Annotated in this window: 13 protein-coding genes and 3 tRNA genes; 8 read left to right on the top strand and 8 right to left on the bottom strand. The window is 74.2% G+C overall.

The window, feature by feature from the left end; translation table 11 throughout:
• Positions 1-35 precede the first annotated feature (35 nt).
• Positions 36-1,475: an FGGY family carbohydrate kinase gene (locus ACGF5U_RS03255; protein WP_392714770.1), complete on the bottom strand. Its 1,440-nt coding sequence runs from the start codon at positions 1,473-1,475 to the stop codon at positions 36-38.
• Between the two features lie 145 nt (positions 1,476-1,620).
• Positions 1,621-1,920 carry a YtxH domain-containing protein gene (locus tag ACGF5U_RS03250; RefSeq protein WP_392714771.1) on the bottom strand — a complete coding sequence of 100 codons (300 nt, stop codon included), beginning with the start codon at positions 1,918-1,920 and terminating at the stop codon, positions 1,621-1,623.
• Positions 1,921-2,112: 192 nt separating this feature from the next.
• Between ACGF5U_RS03250 and ACGF5U_RS03245 the strand changes: the two genes are divergently transcribed.
• The 5 genes from ACGF5U_RS03245 to istB all read left to right on the top strand — a co-directional run bounded on the left by ACGF5U_RS03245 (position 2,113) and on the right by istB (position 5,576).
• Positions 2,113-2,185: transfer RNA gene (locus tag ACGF5U_RS03245), tRNA-Asn, on the top strand.
• Between the two features lie 5 nt (positions 2,186-2,190).
• Positions 2,191-2,263: transfer RNA gene (locus tag ACGF5U_RS03240), tRNA-Asn, on the top strand.
• A gap of 175 nt (positions 2,264-2,438) precedes the next feature.
• A tRNA-Ile gene (locus tag ACGF5U_RS03235) sits at positions 2,439-2,512 on the top strand.
• Positions 2,513-2,873: 361 nt separating this feature from the next.
• On the top strand, positions 2,874-4,097 hold the full coding sequence (locus tag ACGF5U_RS03230; protein WP_392714772.1) for a cytochrome P450: 1,224 nt from the start codon (positions 2,874-2,876) through the stop codon (positions 4,095-4,097).
• A gap of 267 nt (positions 4,098-4,364) precedes the next feature.
• On the top strand, positions 4,365-5,576 hold the full coding sequence (gene istB, locus ACGF5U_RS03225; protein ID WP_392714773.1) for an IS21-like element helper ATPase IstB: 1,212 nt from the start codon (positions 4,365-4,367) through the stop codon (positions 5,574-5,576).
• A gap of 280 nt (positions 5,577-5,856) precedes the next feature.
• Here istB and ACGF5U_RS03220 read toward each other — a convergent pair whose 3' ends face one another.
• Positions 5,857-6,270, bottom strand: a complete 414-nt coding sequence (locus ACGF5U_RS03220) for an organic hydroperoxide resistance protein (RefSeq protein ID WP_392714774.1) — start codon at positions 6,268-6,270, stop codon at positions 5,857-5,859.
• Between the two features lie 114 nt (positions 6,271-6,384).
• Here ACGF5U_RS03220 and ACGF5U_RS03215 point away from each other — a divergent pair, with 114 nt between their 5' ends.
• A complete protein-coding gene (locus tag ACGF5U_RS03215) occupies positions 6,385-6,894 on the top strand; it encodes a MarR family winged helix-turn-helix transcriptional regulator (protein ID WP_392714775.1) in 510 nt (169 codons plus the stop codon).
• 52 nt (positions 6,895-6,946) lie between these two features.
• Here the strand turns inward: ACGF5U_RS03215 and ACGF5U_RS03210 are convergent, their stop codons facing one another.
• The 4 genes from ACGF5U_RS03210 to ACGF5U_RS03195 form a co-directional block, all read right to left on the bottom strand.
• The gene (locus tag ACGF5U_RS03210; protein WP_392714983.1) at positions 6,947-8,260 is read right to left on the bottom strand and encodes a carboxyl transferase domain-containing protein; all 1,314 of its coding nucleotides are present in this window, start codon (positions 8,258-8,260) and stop codon (positions 6,947-6,949) included.
• Between the two features lie 25 nt (positions 8,261-8,285).
• Positions 8,286-9,764 (bottom strand): acyl-CoA synthetase, encoded by a 1,479-nt coding sequence (locus ACGF5U_RS03205; protein WP_392714777.1) that lies wholly within the window; start codon positions 9,762-9,764, stop codon positions 8,286-8,288.
• A gap of 221 nt (positions 9,765-9,985) precedes the next feature.
• Positions 9,986-10,609: a lysine transporter LysE gene (locus tag ACGF5U_RS03200; RefSeq protein ID WP_392714778.1), complete on the bottom strand. Its 624-nt coding sequence runs from the start codon at positions 10,607-10,609 to the stop codon at positions 9,986-9,988.
• Positions 10,610-10,965: 356 nt separating this feature from the next.
• Positions 10,966-12,009 (bottom strand): rod shape-determining protein, encoded by a 1,044-nt coding sequence (locus tag ACGF5U_RS03195; protein WP_392714779.1) that lies wholly within the window; start codon positions 12,007-12,009, stop codon positions 10,966-10,968.
• A gap of 250 nt (positions 12,010-12,259) precedes the next feature.
• Here ACGF5U_RS03195 and ACGF5U_RS03190 point away from each other — a divergent pair, with 250 nt between their 5' ends.
• Complete coding sequence (locus tag ACGF5U_RS03190; protein WP_392714780.1) at positions 12,260-12,508, top strand: SCO4226 family nickel-binding protein; 249 nt, start codon at positions 12,260-12,262, stop codon at positions 12,506-12,508.
• A 167-nt stretch (positions 12,509-12,675) separates the two neighbouring features.
• On the opposite strand, the gene ACGF5U_RS03185 is transcribed toward ACGF5U_RS03190, so the two are convergent.
• Positions 12,676-13,251, bottom strand: coding sequence for a hypothetical protein (locus ACGF5U_RS03185; protein ID WP_392714781.1), 576 nt, complete (start codon positions 13,249-13,251; stop codon positions 12,676-12,678).
• 165 nt (positions 13,252-13,416) lie between these two features.
• On the opposite strand from ACGF5U_RS03185, the gene ACGF5U_RS03180 reads away from it, so the two are divergent.
• Entirely contained in the window at positions 13,417-14,193 is a 777-nt protein-coding gene (locus ACGF5U_RS03180) for a hypothetical protein (RefSeq protein WP_392714782.1), read from the top strand.
• The last annotated feature ends 272 nt before the right edge of the window (positions 14,194-14,465 follow it).

Here is a 14,465-nt window from a genome sequence, read left to right as displayed (position 1 = left end):
TACGACCGAGTTTCCGATCGCCCCGCCGCCCTCCGCTACGAGCTGAACGCCCCCGGGTGCAACTGCTCGCGCGTCGCCGCGTACTGCTGGCGCACGGCCTGCCCCACCGCGGTCTCCTCGCCCGGCTCCAGCACCTGCGCCGCCGCACCCCGCCACGCCGGCGGCGCCTGCGGCGACAGCGTGCCCTGGCTCACGCCCAGCGCCCACGCGGCCTGCCGGGCCGCGCCCAGCGCCGCGTAGTCCGCCGGCTGCGGTACGACGACCTGCGCGCCGAACACCGCGGGCGCCACCGCCTGTACGGCCGCCAGCTCGGCCGCCGCGCCCAGCAGGAACACCCGGCGCACCTCGACGCCCCGCCCGCGCAGCACGTCCATCGCGTCGGCCAGCGAGCACAGCATGCCCTCGAACGCCGCCCGCGCCAGGTGCTCCGGCTTCATCGACTCGCGCCGCAGTCCGCTCAGCGTCCCGGCCGTGTGCGGCAGCCGAGGCGTCCGCTCGCCCTCCAGGTACGGCAGCAGCACCAGCCCGGACGCGCCGGGCGTCGACTTCAGCGCCAGCGCGGAGAGCTCCTCCAGGCTGTCCACGCCCAGCATCTCGGCGGTGCCGCGCAGCGCCCGGACCGCGTTCGACGTGTGGACGACCGGCAGGTGCATCCCGGTCGCGTCGGCCAGCGAGGTGATCATGCCGTGCGGGTCGGCCAGCGCCCCGTGGTGGACCGCCATCACCGAGCCGGACGCCCCGAGCGACACCACCGCGTCGCCGGCGCCGAGGCCGAGGCCCAGCGCGGCGGCCATGGTCTCGCCGGTCCCGGCCGAGATCAGCAGCCCCTCGGGCGTCGTCCCGGCGGCCTCGGACGGCGCCAGCACCTCCGGCAGCGCGGCCGGATGCCCCAGCGCCAGCTCCACCAGGTCGGGCCGGTACGCCCCGGTGGCCGCCGACCAGTACCCCGTGCCCGACGCGCCGCCCCGGTCGGTGGTCCGGCGGACCGGGCGGCCCAGCAGCTGCCACACCAGCCAGTCGTGCGGCTGCATCAGCACCGCCACGTGCCGCGCCGCCTCCGGTTCGGCCCGCGCGAGCCAGCGCAGCTTCGCCACCGGCTGCGCCGCCTGCGGGACGCACCCGACCGCCTCGGCCCAGGCGTGCCGGCCGCCGAGCGCCTCGATCAGGTCCGCGGCGGCGACCTGTGCCCGCCGGTCGTTGCCGACCAGCGCCGCCCGTACCGGGGAGCCCTGCCGGTCCAGCGGCACCAGCGCCTGCTGCTGGGCGGACACCCCGATGGCCTGGACGCCTTCGAGCAGCCCGCCGGACGCGGCCTCGCCGAGCGACAGCAGCCACGCCTGCGGATCGACCTCCGTCGCCTTCGGGTCGACGGGATGCGCGGCGTAGCCCTGCCGCAGTACGGCACCCGTGTCCGTGTCGCAGACGACGATGCGCGTGAAACCAGACGAACTGTCCAACCCGGCGACTATCCCCATGCAGACGATTCTGCCGCACTCGGGCCGGAAGCCGCCCCGTCCGGACGCCCCGGTTCAGGACGGCCACCAGGTCACCGGCCACCAGGTCACCGGCGCCGGGGGCGAACCCGGTCACCGGTGCCGGGCGGCGAGCCGGGCCGTCGGCTCAGGTGTTGCTGGTGCCCCAGTCGTCCTCGCCGCCCTGCCCGCGCTCCCGCAGCGAACGCACCCGTTCGGCGACGGCCTCGGGCATCCGGTCGCCCATCTTGTCGCTCACCACGTGGTACGCGCGGCCCGCCACCTCCCGGCCGGTCTGGGCCGCCGACTCGGCGGCGTTGCGCACGGCCGGGTTCTGCGAGAACTGGCGCGCCGACTGCCGCAGCTGCTCGTACCGCTCACGGCCTGCCCGGGTCCCGAGGACGTACCCGAGGGCCAGTCCCAGCATGAACGAGACCTTGTAGCGCATGGCTGCCACCTTCCGTAGCGTCGGTGTCGGCCGCCTACCCGTGACGGCCGCAGATCACCCGGGCATGCGTGGCCGGGCCCCGGGGCGATACCGATTGGCGGAGCACCCCCCTGCTTGCGCTAATGTATGTGTCGCAGCGAGCGCGCGCCGCCCGGAACATCCCCGGTAGGTACGTTCGGTGCAACGCAGCAATCCCCTGTAGCTCAATTGGCAGAGCAGCCGGCTGTTAACCGGCAGGTTACTGGTTCGAGTCCAGTCGGGGGAGCGCGATCCCCTGTAGCTCAATTGGCAGAGCATTCGGCTGTTAACCGGAGGGTTGCTGGTTCGAGTCCAGCCGGGGGAGCGGACGAAAGAGGACCCTCCGGGTCCTCTTTCTTGTTTATCCGACCTGTTCCGGAACCGCGCAGGCCCCAGCGCAGTCCTCAAGGACGTGCGTTGCCGACCATCCGGAGCAGGAGATCGTATGAGCGGCTATGCTGCGGCAGACGGCGCGCACAAATGTGCGCGACGCGCCGTAAGGGGCGGTAGCTCAGCCGGTTAGAGCAGCGGACTCATAATCCGTCGGCCGTGGGTTCGAGTCCCACCCGCCCCACTCCGCGCCAAGCACGCAGAAACGTTACGACCGGCGTCTTCGCTGGTCGAACCGAGTACGCGGCCGTATGCGGCCCTTCATCCGGTCCCCTGGAGAGCACTCCGGGGGACCGTCGCGCAGGCGGGCACGGACATCCGTATGGACGGTCACCCGCTCGGCGCGTTTCGGCACCGGCGGCGAACCGGGTGGTGTCCGTCACGGCCGATTCCTTGGGGCTTCTTGGAGTAGTCCGGCGCGAGCTCCCGCCGCGGGCGGGCGATCGTGAGGTCGACCGGCATCCGCCACGGCGGCCGGTGTCTGCCCACGACGGCAGGCGCACCGGCCGCGACGACCGGCACCCGCCATCGAAAGGGACCGCCGCATGATCGAGGACACCACGACCCGGACCCCCCTGGAACCGCCGCCCGTACGGGACTGGCCCGCGCAGGACCTGACCGGCACGGAGTTCGACCCCGTCCTGGCCGAGCTGATGCGCGCCGGGCCCGTCACCCGGATCCGGCTCCCGCACGGCGAGGGCTGGGCCTGGCTGATCACCCGCTACGACGACGTCAAGGCGGTCACGAACGACCCCCGGTTCAGCCGCGCGCCCGTCGTGGACCGGCAGGTCACCCGGGTCGCCCCGCACTTCGCGCCCCGCCCCGGCTCGCTGGCCTTCGCCGAGCAGCCCGACCACAACCGGCTGCGGCGCGCCGTGGCCGCCGCGTTCACCGCGCCCGGCATGGAGCGGTTGCGCGGCAGGGCGCGGGCGATGCTGGACGAGCGGGTCGACGCCCTGCTGCGGGACGGCCCGCCCGCGGACCTCACCGCACGCGTCCTCGGGCCGTTCCCCACGGCCGTCATCTGCGAGGTGATGGGCGTGCCGACCGCCGACCGGCCCCGGCTGCTGGACTGGACGCACCGGATCGTCTTCCCCGAGCGTGGCGCAGGAGACACGGCGGAGGCCAAGGACGGTCTGTACGGCTGGCTCCGGGAGGCCGTCAGGGAGCGCGCAGGCTCCCCGGGCGAGGACGTCCTCTCGCTGCTGGGCGCCGCCGTCGGCAGGGGGGACGTCAGCGAGGACGAGGCCGTCGGTGTCGCGGGACCCCTCCAGATCGGCGGCGAGGCCGTCACCAACAACGTGGGCAACATGCTCTACACCCTGCTGACCCGCCCGGAGCTGTTCGAGCGGATGCGGGACGAGCCGGCGATCCGGCCACGGGCCGTCGAGGAGCTGCTGCGCTGGATCCCGCACCGCAGCTCGGTCGGGCTGGCCAGGATCGCCCTGGAGGACGTGGAGATCCGCGGCTTCCGGATCGCCGCGGGCGACGCCGTCTACGTCTCGTACCTGGCCGCCAACCGCGACCCGGACGTGTTCCCCGACCCGGACCGGATCGACTTCGACCGGCACCCCAATCCGCATGTGTCCCTCGGGCACGGCACGCACTACTGCGCCGGGGGACTGCTCGCCCGGCTGCAGATCGACCTGCTGGTCGACACGCTCCTCGACCGGCTCCCCGGGATGCGCCTCGCCGTCCCCGCCGGGGACATCCCCTGGCGCCGGGCCGCGCTGATCCGGGGACCGGAGGCGCTGCCCGTCACCTGGTGACCCACGGCACGCCACGGCACCCGTGCCCGGCACGCCACGGCCGGGTGGGCGGCACGGGGTGCGACCGGTGGCGCGGGGCCGGTGGCGCGGGGCCGGACGGATCACGTGTCCGTCCGCTCCGGCGCCCCTGCCACCCCCTGTGCTACAGGAATTCTATTCATCCCAACGGGTGGCGCGAATTCAGATTTTCGGCGGCGGCGCACAAGAATGACGAATCCCCTGTCGCCGGAGGTTCCGTTGTCCCGCTCCGACCCGTCCGCCTCGACCATGACGACTCTCGGGTACGCGCTGTTCGCCACCCGGTGGCTCCAAGCCCCGCTGTATTTCGGGCTGGTGGCCGCGCAGGGCGTGTACGTCTACAAGTTCTTCAATGAGTTGTGGAAGCTCATCGACCACGTCATCAGCGGGCAGGCGGACGAGACGCACGTCATGCTCGCGGTGCTCAAGCTGGTCGATGTGGTGATGATCGCCAATCTGCTGATCATGGTGATCGTCGGCGGGTACGAGACGTTCGTCTCGCGCATCGGCCTCCAGGGCCACCGCGACCAGCCGGAGTGGCTCTCGCACGTCAACTCCAACGTGCTGAAGGTGAAACTGGCCACCGCCATCGTGGGCATCTCGTCCGTGCACCTGCTCCAGATGTTCGTCGACGTCCACCACACGCCCCGGCACGACCTGCTCTGGGGCACGGTGATCCACATGGCGTTCATCGTCTCCGCCGCGATCCTCGCCTACATGTCGGGGCCCATGGCGGCCCACGCCGACAGGGACCCCGCCGAGCCGGCCGCTCCGCATGCCGTCCTGCCCAGCCAGCGGACGGGCGGTGACTCCGTCGCGGGAGGCGGGCAGACCGGGCCGGACGAGGCGGACACGGGCGCCGAGTACCGCATCACGGCCGCCGGGTTCCCGTCGCGCAAGCGGCTTGAGGCGTTCGACGCGGGTCGTCTGCGGGCGCCCGACCCGCAGACCCTCCACCAGCTCGGGAAGCTGGACTTCCTGCACCGCGGCGGCAACGTGGTCTTCCTGGGCGGCCCCGGAACCGGCAAGACGCACCTGGCGGTCGCGCTCGGCGTACGGGCCTGCCAGGACGGGCACGCGGTGCTCTTCGCCACGGCCGCCGAGTGGGCCGTACGGCTCGGTGAGGCCAAGGCCGCGGGGCGGCTGACACAGGAGCTGGCCGCCCTCGACGCGTATCCGCTGCTGATCGTGGACGAGCTCGGCTACGTGCCGTTCGACGCCGAGGTGGCGAACCTGTTCTTCCGACTGGTCTCGCACCGCTACGAACGGGCCTCGCTGGTCGTCACCAGCGACCGGCCGTTCGCGCGCTGGGCGGAGATCTTCGGCGACGGCGGCATCGCGTCGGCGACGGTCGACCGGCTCGTCCACCACGCGGAGGTCGTCACCCTGGAGGGTGAGAGTTATCGCAGCCGCAGGCTGGAGGGCGCCGCCGTCACGGGGTGGGACACCCCGGCTTTCTGACACGGCCGAAAGGGGGCCTCGGACTGATGTCCGAGGCCCCCTTCTCCGTATATCCGGTTCCCGTATCCCCGTATCCCCGTATCCCCGTATCCCGGATCGCCGGATCCCGTAGTCCCGGGTCGCCGGTTCCCGTATCCCGGTTCCCGCTTCTCCGTGCGTTTCGCGCGTTCAGCTTCCGGTGTTCTCAGTGTTGCGGGTGCTTCCGGGGTGTCGGGTGTTCCCGGTGTTCCTGGTGTGCGCGTCGGCGCGTTTCGCCGTCGGTCGCCCGACCGCGACCCCGTTACTCGACGACGATCTCCACGGCTATGTTGCCGCGGGTCGCCTTGGAGTACGGGCAGTACGCGTGGGTCTTCTCCAGCAGCTCGCGGCCCGCCTCGCCCTGGAGGTGCTCCGGGAGCTCGACGCGCATGACGACCGCCAGGCCGAAGCCGCCGTCGGTGTCCTTGCCGATGCTCACCTCGGCGGTGACCGAGGCGTCCTTGACGTCGATCTTCTCCTGCCGGCCGATGGCGCCCATGGCGCTGGCGAAGCACGCGGCGTAGCCGGCGGCGAAGAGCTGCTCGGGGTTGGTGCCCTGGCCGTTGCCGCCGAGTGCCTGGGGGTGCGCGAGCGGCAGGTCGATCCGGCCGTCGGAGCTGACGGCGCGGCCCTCGCGGCCGTTGGCGGTGGCGACGGCGGTGTACAGCGCGTTCATGGGTTGACAGGTCCTCTCGTCGGTTCGTCCGTCGGACGTGACTCCATTTGTAGCGCACTATTCAGTTGTGCACAACTTAATGGCGTCACGGGCAGGTCGCGCTAGCCTGGAGCCATGGACACGCTCGACACGGTGAGGGACGAGGACTTCCTCCGCCTCGACCACCAGATCTGCTTCTCGCTGCACGCCGCCACCCGCGCGTTCAACGGGGTGTACCGCCTCGTGCTGAAGGATCTCGGGCTGACCTACCCCCAGTACCTGGTCATGCTGGTGCTCTGGGAGCACGGGGAACTGCCCGTCAAACGGATCGGAGAACACCTGCGGCTCGACTCGGGCACCCTGTCGCCGCTGCTCAAGCGGCTGGAGGCGGCCGGATACATCGAGCGGCGGCGCAGCGCCGAGGACGAGCGGTCCGTCACCGCCCGGCCCACCCCGGAGGGCCTGGCCCTGCGCGAGCGGGCACGCGGGGTGCCGCGCAGGATCGCCGCCGCGACCGGTATGCCCCTGGACGAGCTGCGCGAGCTGCGCGCCCGCCTCAACGCCCTGACCACCGTGCTCGACGGGGTGGACGCCACCCTCGTGGACGACGTGCCGGGGGCCGGCCAGGACCACACGGCCCGGTAGGAGCGGGATCGAGCCGGCGCAGCCCGGTGAGGGGCGGGCGCCGGCCGGTCGGTCAGGAGCTGACGACGCCCCGTACGACGCCGAGTTCCACCAGGTCCTGCGGGCGGAGCCGCAGCTGTTCCGCCGTGTGCGGGGCGTCGTCCGGCGGGCGCTTGAGTATCGCGGCGGCGAGCTCAGGGGCGATCACCGAGAAGTAACTGTCCGGTGTGGCCCACGTGTTGTCCGGCGCAGCCAGCGCCAGCGCCCCGCCCGAGCCGCCCTCGCCGATCAGCAGCGATGTCACCGGCACCCGCGCCGCCGCGACCGCCGCGAAGACCTCCGCGATCGCGGGGCCCGCGCCCGCCCGCTCGGCCTCGGCGTCATTGGCCGCGCCCGGCGTGTCGATGAGCGTCAGCACCGGGATGCCGAGCCGGTCGGCGAGCCGGATCACGCGCGCCGCCGTACGGAACCCGGCGGGGCGGGTCGCGGTGCCGCACTGCGCCGCGTACACGACGGGCCGCCCGTCGCGCAGCCCCACCCCGCACAGCATGCCGGGGTCCGTGCCGCCGCAGCGATCGCCGCTGAGCGGCAGCCGCCGCGTGAAGTACCGGTCGAGATACGCCTCGGCGCGCGGCCGCCCAGGGGCGCGGGCCTGCCGTACCGCGTCCCAGCCGGTCTCCGGCAGCGGCGTGTCCGACAGGGCGCCCGGCGGCGGCACGGGCTCGGCCGCGCCGGGCCCGCCCAGCGCGGCCACCCACCGCGTGAGCGTCTCCCGCAGCTCCCCGCGGGCCACGACCGCGTCGATGTGCCCTGCCGCCAGCTGGCCTTCGGCCGTGTACGCCGAGGGGTCCGCGTCCGCCGGCCGCACCCGCGACCCGGCGAACCCGATCTGTGCCCCGGGCAGCGCCAGGATCACATCGGCGCCCGCGCCGACCGTCGCCCAGCCGCCGCCCGTCGCCGGGTCGCGCAGCACCGCGAGGTGCGCCACGCCCGCCTCCCGCAGCAGCACCGACTCACGGGCCACCCGCTGGAGCTGGGTCAGCGCGACCATGCCCTCCTGCATCCGGCTGCCGCCCGTCGCCACCAGCGACACCAGCGGGTACCGGTGTTCCCGCGCCAGCCGGTAGGCCGCCTCCAGCCGGTCGCCGGTGCGCTCGCCCAGGGATCCGCCGAGGAACCCGAACTCGAAGGCCAGCAGCGCGCACCGGCGGCCGCCGAGCGACGCGACGCCGTACACGACGGACTCGTCCTCGCCGGTGCGCTCCGCGGCACGGGCGCGGGAGGCGCCGTACCCCTCCCACGACAGCGGACCGTCGGCCGAGCCGTCGCCGGGGGGCGGCCCGTGGCCCGTCGCGTCGGCGAAGTCGTCGGTGACCAGGGCGATCATCTCGCGGGCGGTCGCCCTCGGCGTGTCAGTCACGCAGGGCCCGCTTCATGATCTTCCCCATGTCGTTGCGGGGCAGCACGTCGACGTAGCGGACGGCGCGCGGCCGCTTGTGCGGGGCGAGCTGCGCCGCCACATGGTCCGCGAGCTCGTCCGCGCGCGGCGGCGCGCCGGGATCGGCGGGCACCACCCAGGCCACGATCCGTTCCCCGAGGTCGGGGTCCGGTTCCCCGGTCACGGCGGCCTCCCGCACCCCGGGGTGGTCGAGCAGCGCGTTCTCGATCTCCCCGGCGCCGATCTTGTACCCGCCGCTCTTGATCAGGTCGGTGGCCTTGCGCCCCACGATCCGCACCGAACCGTCCTCCTCCCTGATCGCCATGTCGCCGGTACGGAACCAGTCGCCGTCGAACGCGGCGGCCGTGGCGTCGGGACGGTTCAGATACGCGGTGAACAGGTTCGGGCCGCGCACCTGGATCTCGCCGACCGTCTCCCCGTCGTACGCGGTGATCGGCGTCCCGTCCTCCTCGACCAGGCGCAGTTCGACGCCGGGCAGCGGGACCCCGACCGTGCCGGGCCGCTCCTGGCCCGCGTCCGGCCGGACGCTGTCGGGGGCGAGGGGGTGTACCCGCACCGAGCACAGCATCAGGGTCTCGGTCATGCCGTACCGCTCGATCACCCGCCGCCCGGTCGCCGCGGCGATGCGCTCGTGGTCGTGGAGCGGCAGCGCCGCCGAGCCGGAGACCAGCAGCCGCGCGCCCGCCAGCGCCTTCGCCGACTCCGCGTCCCCGTCCAGGACTTCGGCCAGCCGGTGGTACATGGTCGGCACGCCGAACAGCATCGTCCCGCCGGAGGCGAGCTCGCGCGTCACGCCCTCCACCGAGAACCTGCCCAGGTGGCGGACGGAGCCGCCCCGGCGCAGCGGGCCGAGGACGCCCAGGACCAGGCCGTGGACGTGGAACAGCGGCAGGGCGTGCACCAGCACGTCGTCGGCGGTCCAGGCCCAGGCGTCCGCCACGGCGTCGAGGGTCGCGGCGACCGCCCGGCGGGGGAGGACGGCGCCCTTGGGCGGGCCCGTCGTACCGGACGTGTAGACGATGAGAGCCGGCGCCTCGGGGCCGGGCTCCTCCGGCCGGCCGGTCAGCGGGCCGGTGCCCCTGGCCGGGACGTCGAGGCGCGCCACCCCGGCCAGGGGCGCGGGCAGTTCGTCGCCGGGCGCGGCCAGCACCAGGTCGGGCCGGCTGTCGCCGACGATGTGGGCGAGCTCGCGCTCGCCCGTCCTCGGGTTGAGCGGCACGGCCGGGACGCCCGCGAGGAGGGCCGCGACCACCGCGACGGCCGTCTCCGGGGTGGGCGTGGCCCAGACGGCGACCCGCCCGGCGCCCGCGAGCCGTCCGGCCAGGTGCCCGGCGACGGCGCGCAGTTCGCCGTAGGTGAGGGAACGCTCGCCGAAGCGCAGCGCGGGCCGGTCGTCCGATCCGGCGGCCAGGGCCGGAAAGAGGGCACTCACGGTCGTCCTCCTCGCATCCCCGTGGGTACGGGGCCGTTCATCCGCGGGCTCGGGCCCCACCATTCTCCCCACCGCGACCGCCGGAGGGGCCCACCGTGCCGTTTCACGCGGTGAGACGCGTACCACTCCCCAGTCAAGGCCTGGCCACGGCGGGCGGCGCGGGGGAGTGAGCCGTACGGCGTAGCTCCGCCGCAGGGGTGCGTGGGCGCGCGTCCGGGGCTTCAGGGAAGGGGCAGCGCGACCTTCACCGCGTACACCGCCACCAGCCCGTAGCCCACCCGGAACGTCCACCTGCGGGCGGTGTCGGAGATCCGCGCCCCGGCGAAGCCGCTCGCCGCCACCAGGAACTGCTGCCAGCCGAGCGACGCCAGGAACACCGCGCCCACGAACACCGCCCCGGCCGTCCCGCCGCCGAGCGCGGCACCCTGCGCGGTGGTGAGTGCCGCGAAGTACAGCGCCGTCGTCGGATTGACGAGCGTCAGCGCCGCGAACCGTACGAACGTGCGCGCCGCACCCCCGCCGACCCGTGCGCCCGGGTGCGCGGGAGCCTGCTCCCGGCGCGACCGCCACAACCCGTGCCCCGCGATGGCCAGCAGCACCGACGCCGCCACCAGCCGCACCCATGCCTCGACCCCGGACAGCGCGGCCGCGACCAGGGGGCCGAGCGCCGTCGCCACCGCCGCGTACGCCCCGTCCACCACGGCGACCGCGGCCCCGGCCGCCATCGCGCCACGCCGGTTCCGCATACCTTCCTGGACCAGCAGCACACCGATCGCGCCGACCGGCACGGCGACCCCGAGACCGGCGGCGGCCCCGGCCAGCGCGGTCGTCCACATCTCGCTCATCCGCCCACTGTGGTGGCCGCCCGGCCCGTGCCGCGACCGGTTTTCGCCGTACCCGGGGCTCCCCGCCCCGGGCCCGCCACGACGGCCCTCACGGGGCGAGTCCAGGTCAGCGCCGTACCCCGGGCGCCGTGCGGGCCGGGTCCCCCGGGGGAAGCGGGTCCCTCGCCCGTCCGCCGCCCGGCCCCGCCCGCGTCGGGCGCGTGCGTGGTGCCGCCGCCACCCGCGCCGAGCGCGTGCGTGGTGTCCTCGCCGCCGCCCGCGTACCTCTCGCCCGCCGTGGACAGCCCGCCGCACGTGCCGTTGCCGGTGCCGGGACGGAGCCGCCGGCGCCCGTACCGGACCGTGTCGCCCCCGTGTCAGTCCGCCTCGGCCAGCGGGTTCAGCGTCAGCGGCTGGATCCGGCCCTCCAGCATCTCGCCGAGCCCCAGCACCGCGCAGATGTCGGGGCGTTCCGCGATGTGCACCGGCATTCCCGTCGCGTCGCGCAGCATCTGGTCGAGCCCCGGCAGCCGGGCGCTGCCGCCGACCATCATGACCCCGCGGTCGACCAGGTCGGCCACCAGATCGGGCGGGCAGTCCCGCAGCACCTTGCCGATGCCGTCCAGGACGGCCGTCAGCGGCGTGTGGATCGCCTGGCGCACGGCGGCGGTGTCCACGAGCACCGAACGGGCCAGTCCCGTCGCGACGTCCCGGCCGTGGATCTCCGTGGCGGCCGGGCCCTTCGTCGTCAGGCCGTTGCCGTGCAGCGCCAGTTGGAGGGGGCGTACCGACTGGCTGGGCAGCATCAGTTCGTGCTGGTGGCGCAGGTACTGGATGACCGCGTGGTCGATGGCGTTGCCCCCGACGGGGATGCGCTCGGCCGTGACGATCGACCCCAGGGACAGCACGGCCACCTGGGTCGTGGCCGCCCCGCACACCAGGATCATCGTGGCGGTCGGCTGCTCCACGGGCAGGCCGCAGCCCACGGCCGCCGCGATCAGCGTGTCGACCAGTTCCACACGGCGGGCGCCGAGACCGACCATCGTCTCGATGGTGGCGCGCTGCGCCAGCGGGTCGCTGCCGTGCGGGGTGCAGGCGGCCGCCCGCAGCATCGGCTTGCGGCGCAGCTGGCGGCGGAGCTTCTCGCCGAGGAGGTGACGCAGCATGCGCTGGGCCATGTCGATGTCGACCACGCTGCCGCCCGAGATGGGCCGGGCGACCCGGATGTAGTCCGGGGTGCGGCCGGTCATCTTCTCGGCGAACTCGCCGACGGCGATGAGCGCGCCGGTGCGGATGTTGACGGCGGCGACGCTCGGCTCGTCCACGACGAGCCCGACACCCTTGACGAAGACCCGGGTCCTGGCGGCCCCCAGATCGACGGCGACGTGGCAGCGGCGCAACTGCTCAAGACTGACGGTCACGGCGGATCCTCCCGAGAGCGGTACGTCTTCGCATCGTGCGATCGCCGCACGCGCGGCGCGCGCCGGACTGCGCCGGTCGGGGGGTGGCGGCTGACGGGGTGCCAGCCGATGGGTGAACGGGTCGCGGCCGCGCGGGATCGGTACCCCAGGGCGGTACGGGCCCCGCCCGCCCCCGGTTCACCATGCCGCCGGGCTGTCCCGGGCGCACCATGGAGGAGGGGCACACAGAACACCCCGGAGGTGTGGAGTCATGGCGACGTTCATGGATGTCCACCACGGTATGAAGGGCATCACGACGGAGAAGCTCCGCGAGGCGCACGAGGCGGACCTCGCCCTGGAGAAGGAGGAAGGGGTCCACTTCGAGCGGGCGTGGGCCGACCCCGAGTCCGGCACCGTGTACTGCCTGTCGGAGGGGCCGTCCGCCGATGCGGTGCAGCGGGTGCACGAGAAGGCCGGGCACCTGGCCGACGAGATCCACCCGGTACCGGTCACCGTCTGACCGGTCACTGTTTCACCGGTTGCCGTCTGACCGGTTGCCGTCTGACCGGTCACCGTCTGACCGGTCACCGTCTGACCGGTCACTGTTTGACCGGTCACCGTCCGACCGGTTGCCTTCCGACGGCCACGGTCCGGTCGTCCGGCCGCGTCACTGTCCGTCTGGCCGCGTCACGGTCCGTCCGGCGCCTGGACGAGCCGCTGGAGCAGCCCCCAGGTGAACTCCGCGACCGCCGAGCCCCCGCCGGGCGGCGTGAACGCCAGGCGCCACCGGGTGGGCGCGCTGCCCTCCAGCGGCCTGGCCGGCGGGAAGGCGCGGGCCACCTCGTCGACGGTGCAGGCCCAGGGCCGCAGGTCGGCGACCGTACGCAGATCCGGCCTGGTGGCCCCGACCGCCCTGACCAGCCACTCGTTCCACACCGAGCGCCCGTCGGGTGCGGTCAGCACCTCGAAGCGGAGGTCGGGCCAGAGCGGTACGGGCCACTGGACGGCCTCGCAGTCCAGGTCGCCGATGCGGCGGCGGACGCGCGACTCGGGCTCGCCGAGCACGGAGCGGTAACGCGCGAGGGCCCCGCGCGCCCGTGGGGAGCGGACCATGGCCTGCCAGCGGCGGTTCGCCTCGCGCATGTCGCCGATCGAGACGCCCAGCTCACGGCGGGCGTCCTCCACGAGCCCCGGCTGGTGATCGGCCATGCGGCGCAGCAGGACGAGCTGGAAGTCGAGCGGACCGAACGGCGCGGAGTTCATGCCGTCATCCTGCCCCTGTTCGGCCCGATGGGTTCCGGGCGTACCCGTTCACCGGGTTCCGTGGGGTATGGGCGAGGCGCCACACGGGTTTGAGCGTTTTCTGCACAAGATCCTCACAGTGCCGCCTGTCTCGCGTGCGTCACCGCCGCATAACCTGCGGGCGCCATGGATTACTGCCACCAGTGCCGACGGCACCTCAACGGGGCGCTCGCCTGTGCCGGGTGCGGCACCCCCGCCGAGGAACTCCGGCACGACGCCCCCCACGCGGCGGCGGAGTTCGTCGTCGAGCTGTCCCGGGACGAGGACCAGCCGGCCGCGGGTCACCGCCGCGCCCAGCCCGCGCCACGACGGGCCGCCCGGTCGGGTCGGCGCGCCCGCAGGCGCCGGGGGCGCAAGGTGCTGATCGGGATCGGCGCACTGGTACTGGCGGCCGGCGCACTGAGCCTGGCCGAGCTGGCGAGCGAGTTCCCGGGTGACGGGGACGCGGCCGGTGTCGTACGCGAGGACCTCTCCGCTTCGGTGCCCGCGCCGCTGCCGACGGGCGGCACGGAGCTGCCGGATAACCCGGACGCCGTGGACGAGCCCACCGCCTCCGCCTCCGTGACGGGCGACCCTTCGCCCTCGTCCGACGACCCCGCACCGGGTGCGTCGGGGGAGCCCGCGGCGACGGCTCCCGGCGACGGCTCGGGCTCGGGCCCGGGTGGCGGCGCCACGGCGTCCGTCCCGGCCTCCTACAGCGGCGGCACCCGCCCGGGCAACGGCAACGGGGGCGGCAGCGGCGGCGGTGGCGGCGACGACAAGCCGGACGAGCCCGGGTCGGGCGACCCCAGCGCCATCCCGTCGCCGTCCGCGTCGGTGTCGGACGGGCCCACGCCTTCGGCGCCCGCCCCGGAGCCCTCGCCGACGCAGACCTGCACCCCGTGGCTGTGGTGGTGCTTCTAGGCCGTGTCCGGCGGGCCGTGCTGGGGCCGTCTGCTCCGGCACGCGCGACTGCGGCGTTGTCGTCGGTCGCCGGTGCGCTGCGGTGGCTCGCTCCTCCGCCGTGCGTCCGCACGCACCGGACCCCGTTCACCAGCGGGAGAGCGCATCCGGCTCCGATGCGACCCTGATCCGCCGGACACCCCCTGGCGGAGCCCACGCCCGCGTTTCCACCGGCCGATCCGGTGCCCGTGCGCCGACCGGTCCGCCAGTCTGCGGGTCGACCGGTTCGCCAG

It is taken from the genome of Streptomyces sp. NPDC047886, assembly GCF_043204435.1.
Lineage (GTDB): Bacteria > Actinomycetota > Actinomycetes > Streptomycetales > Streptomycetaceae > Streptomyces.
This window is presented reverse-complemented; position numbering and strand designations above follow the sequence as displayed.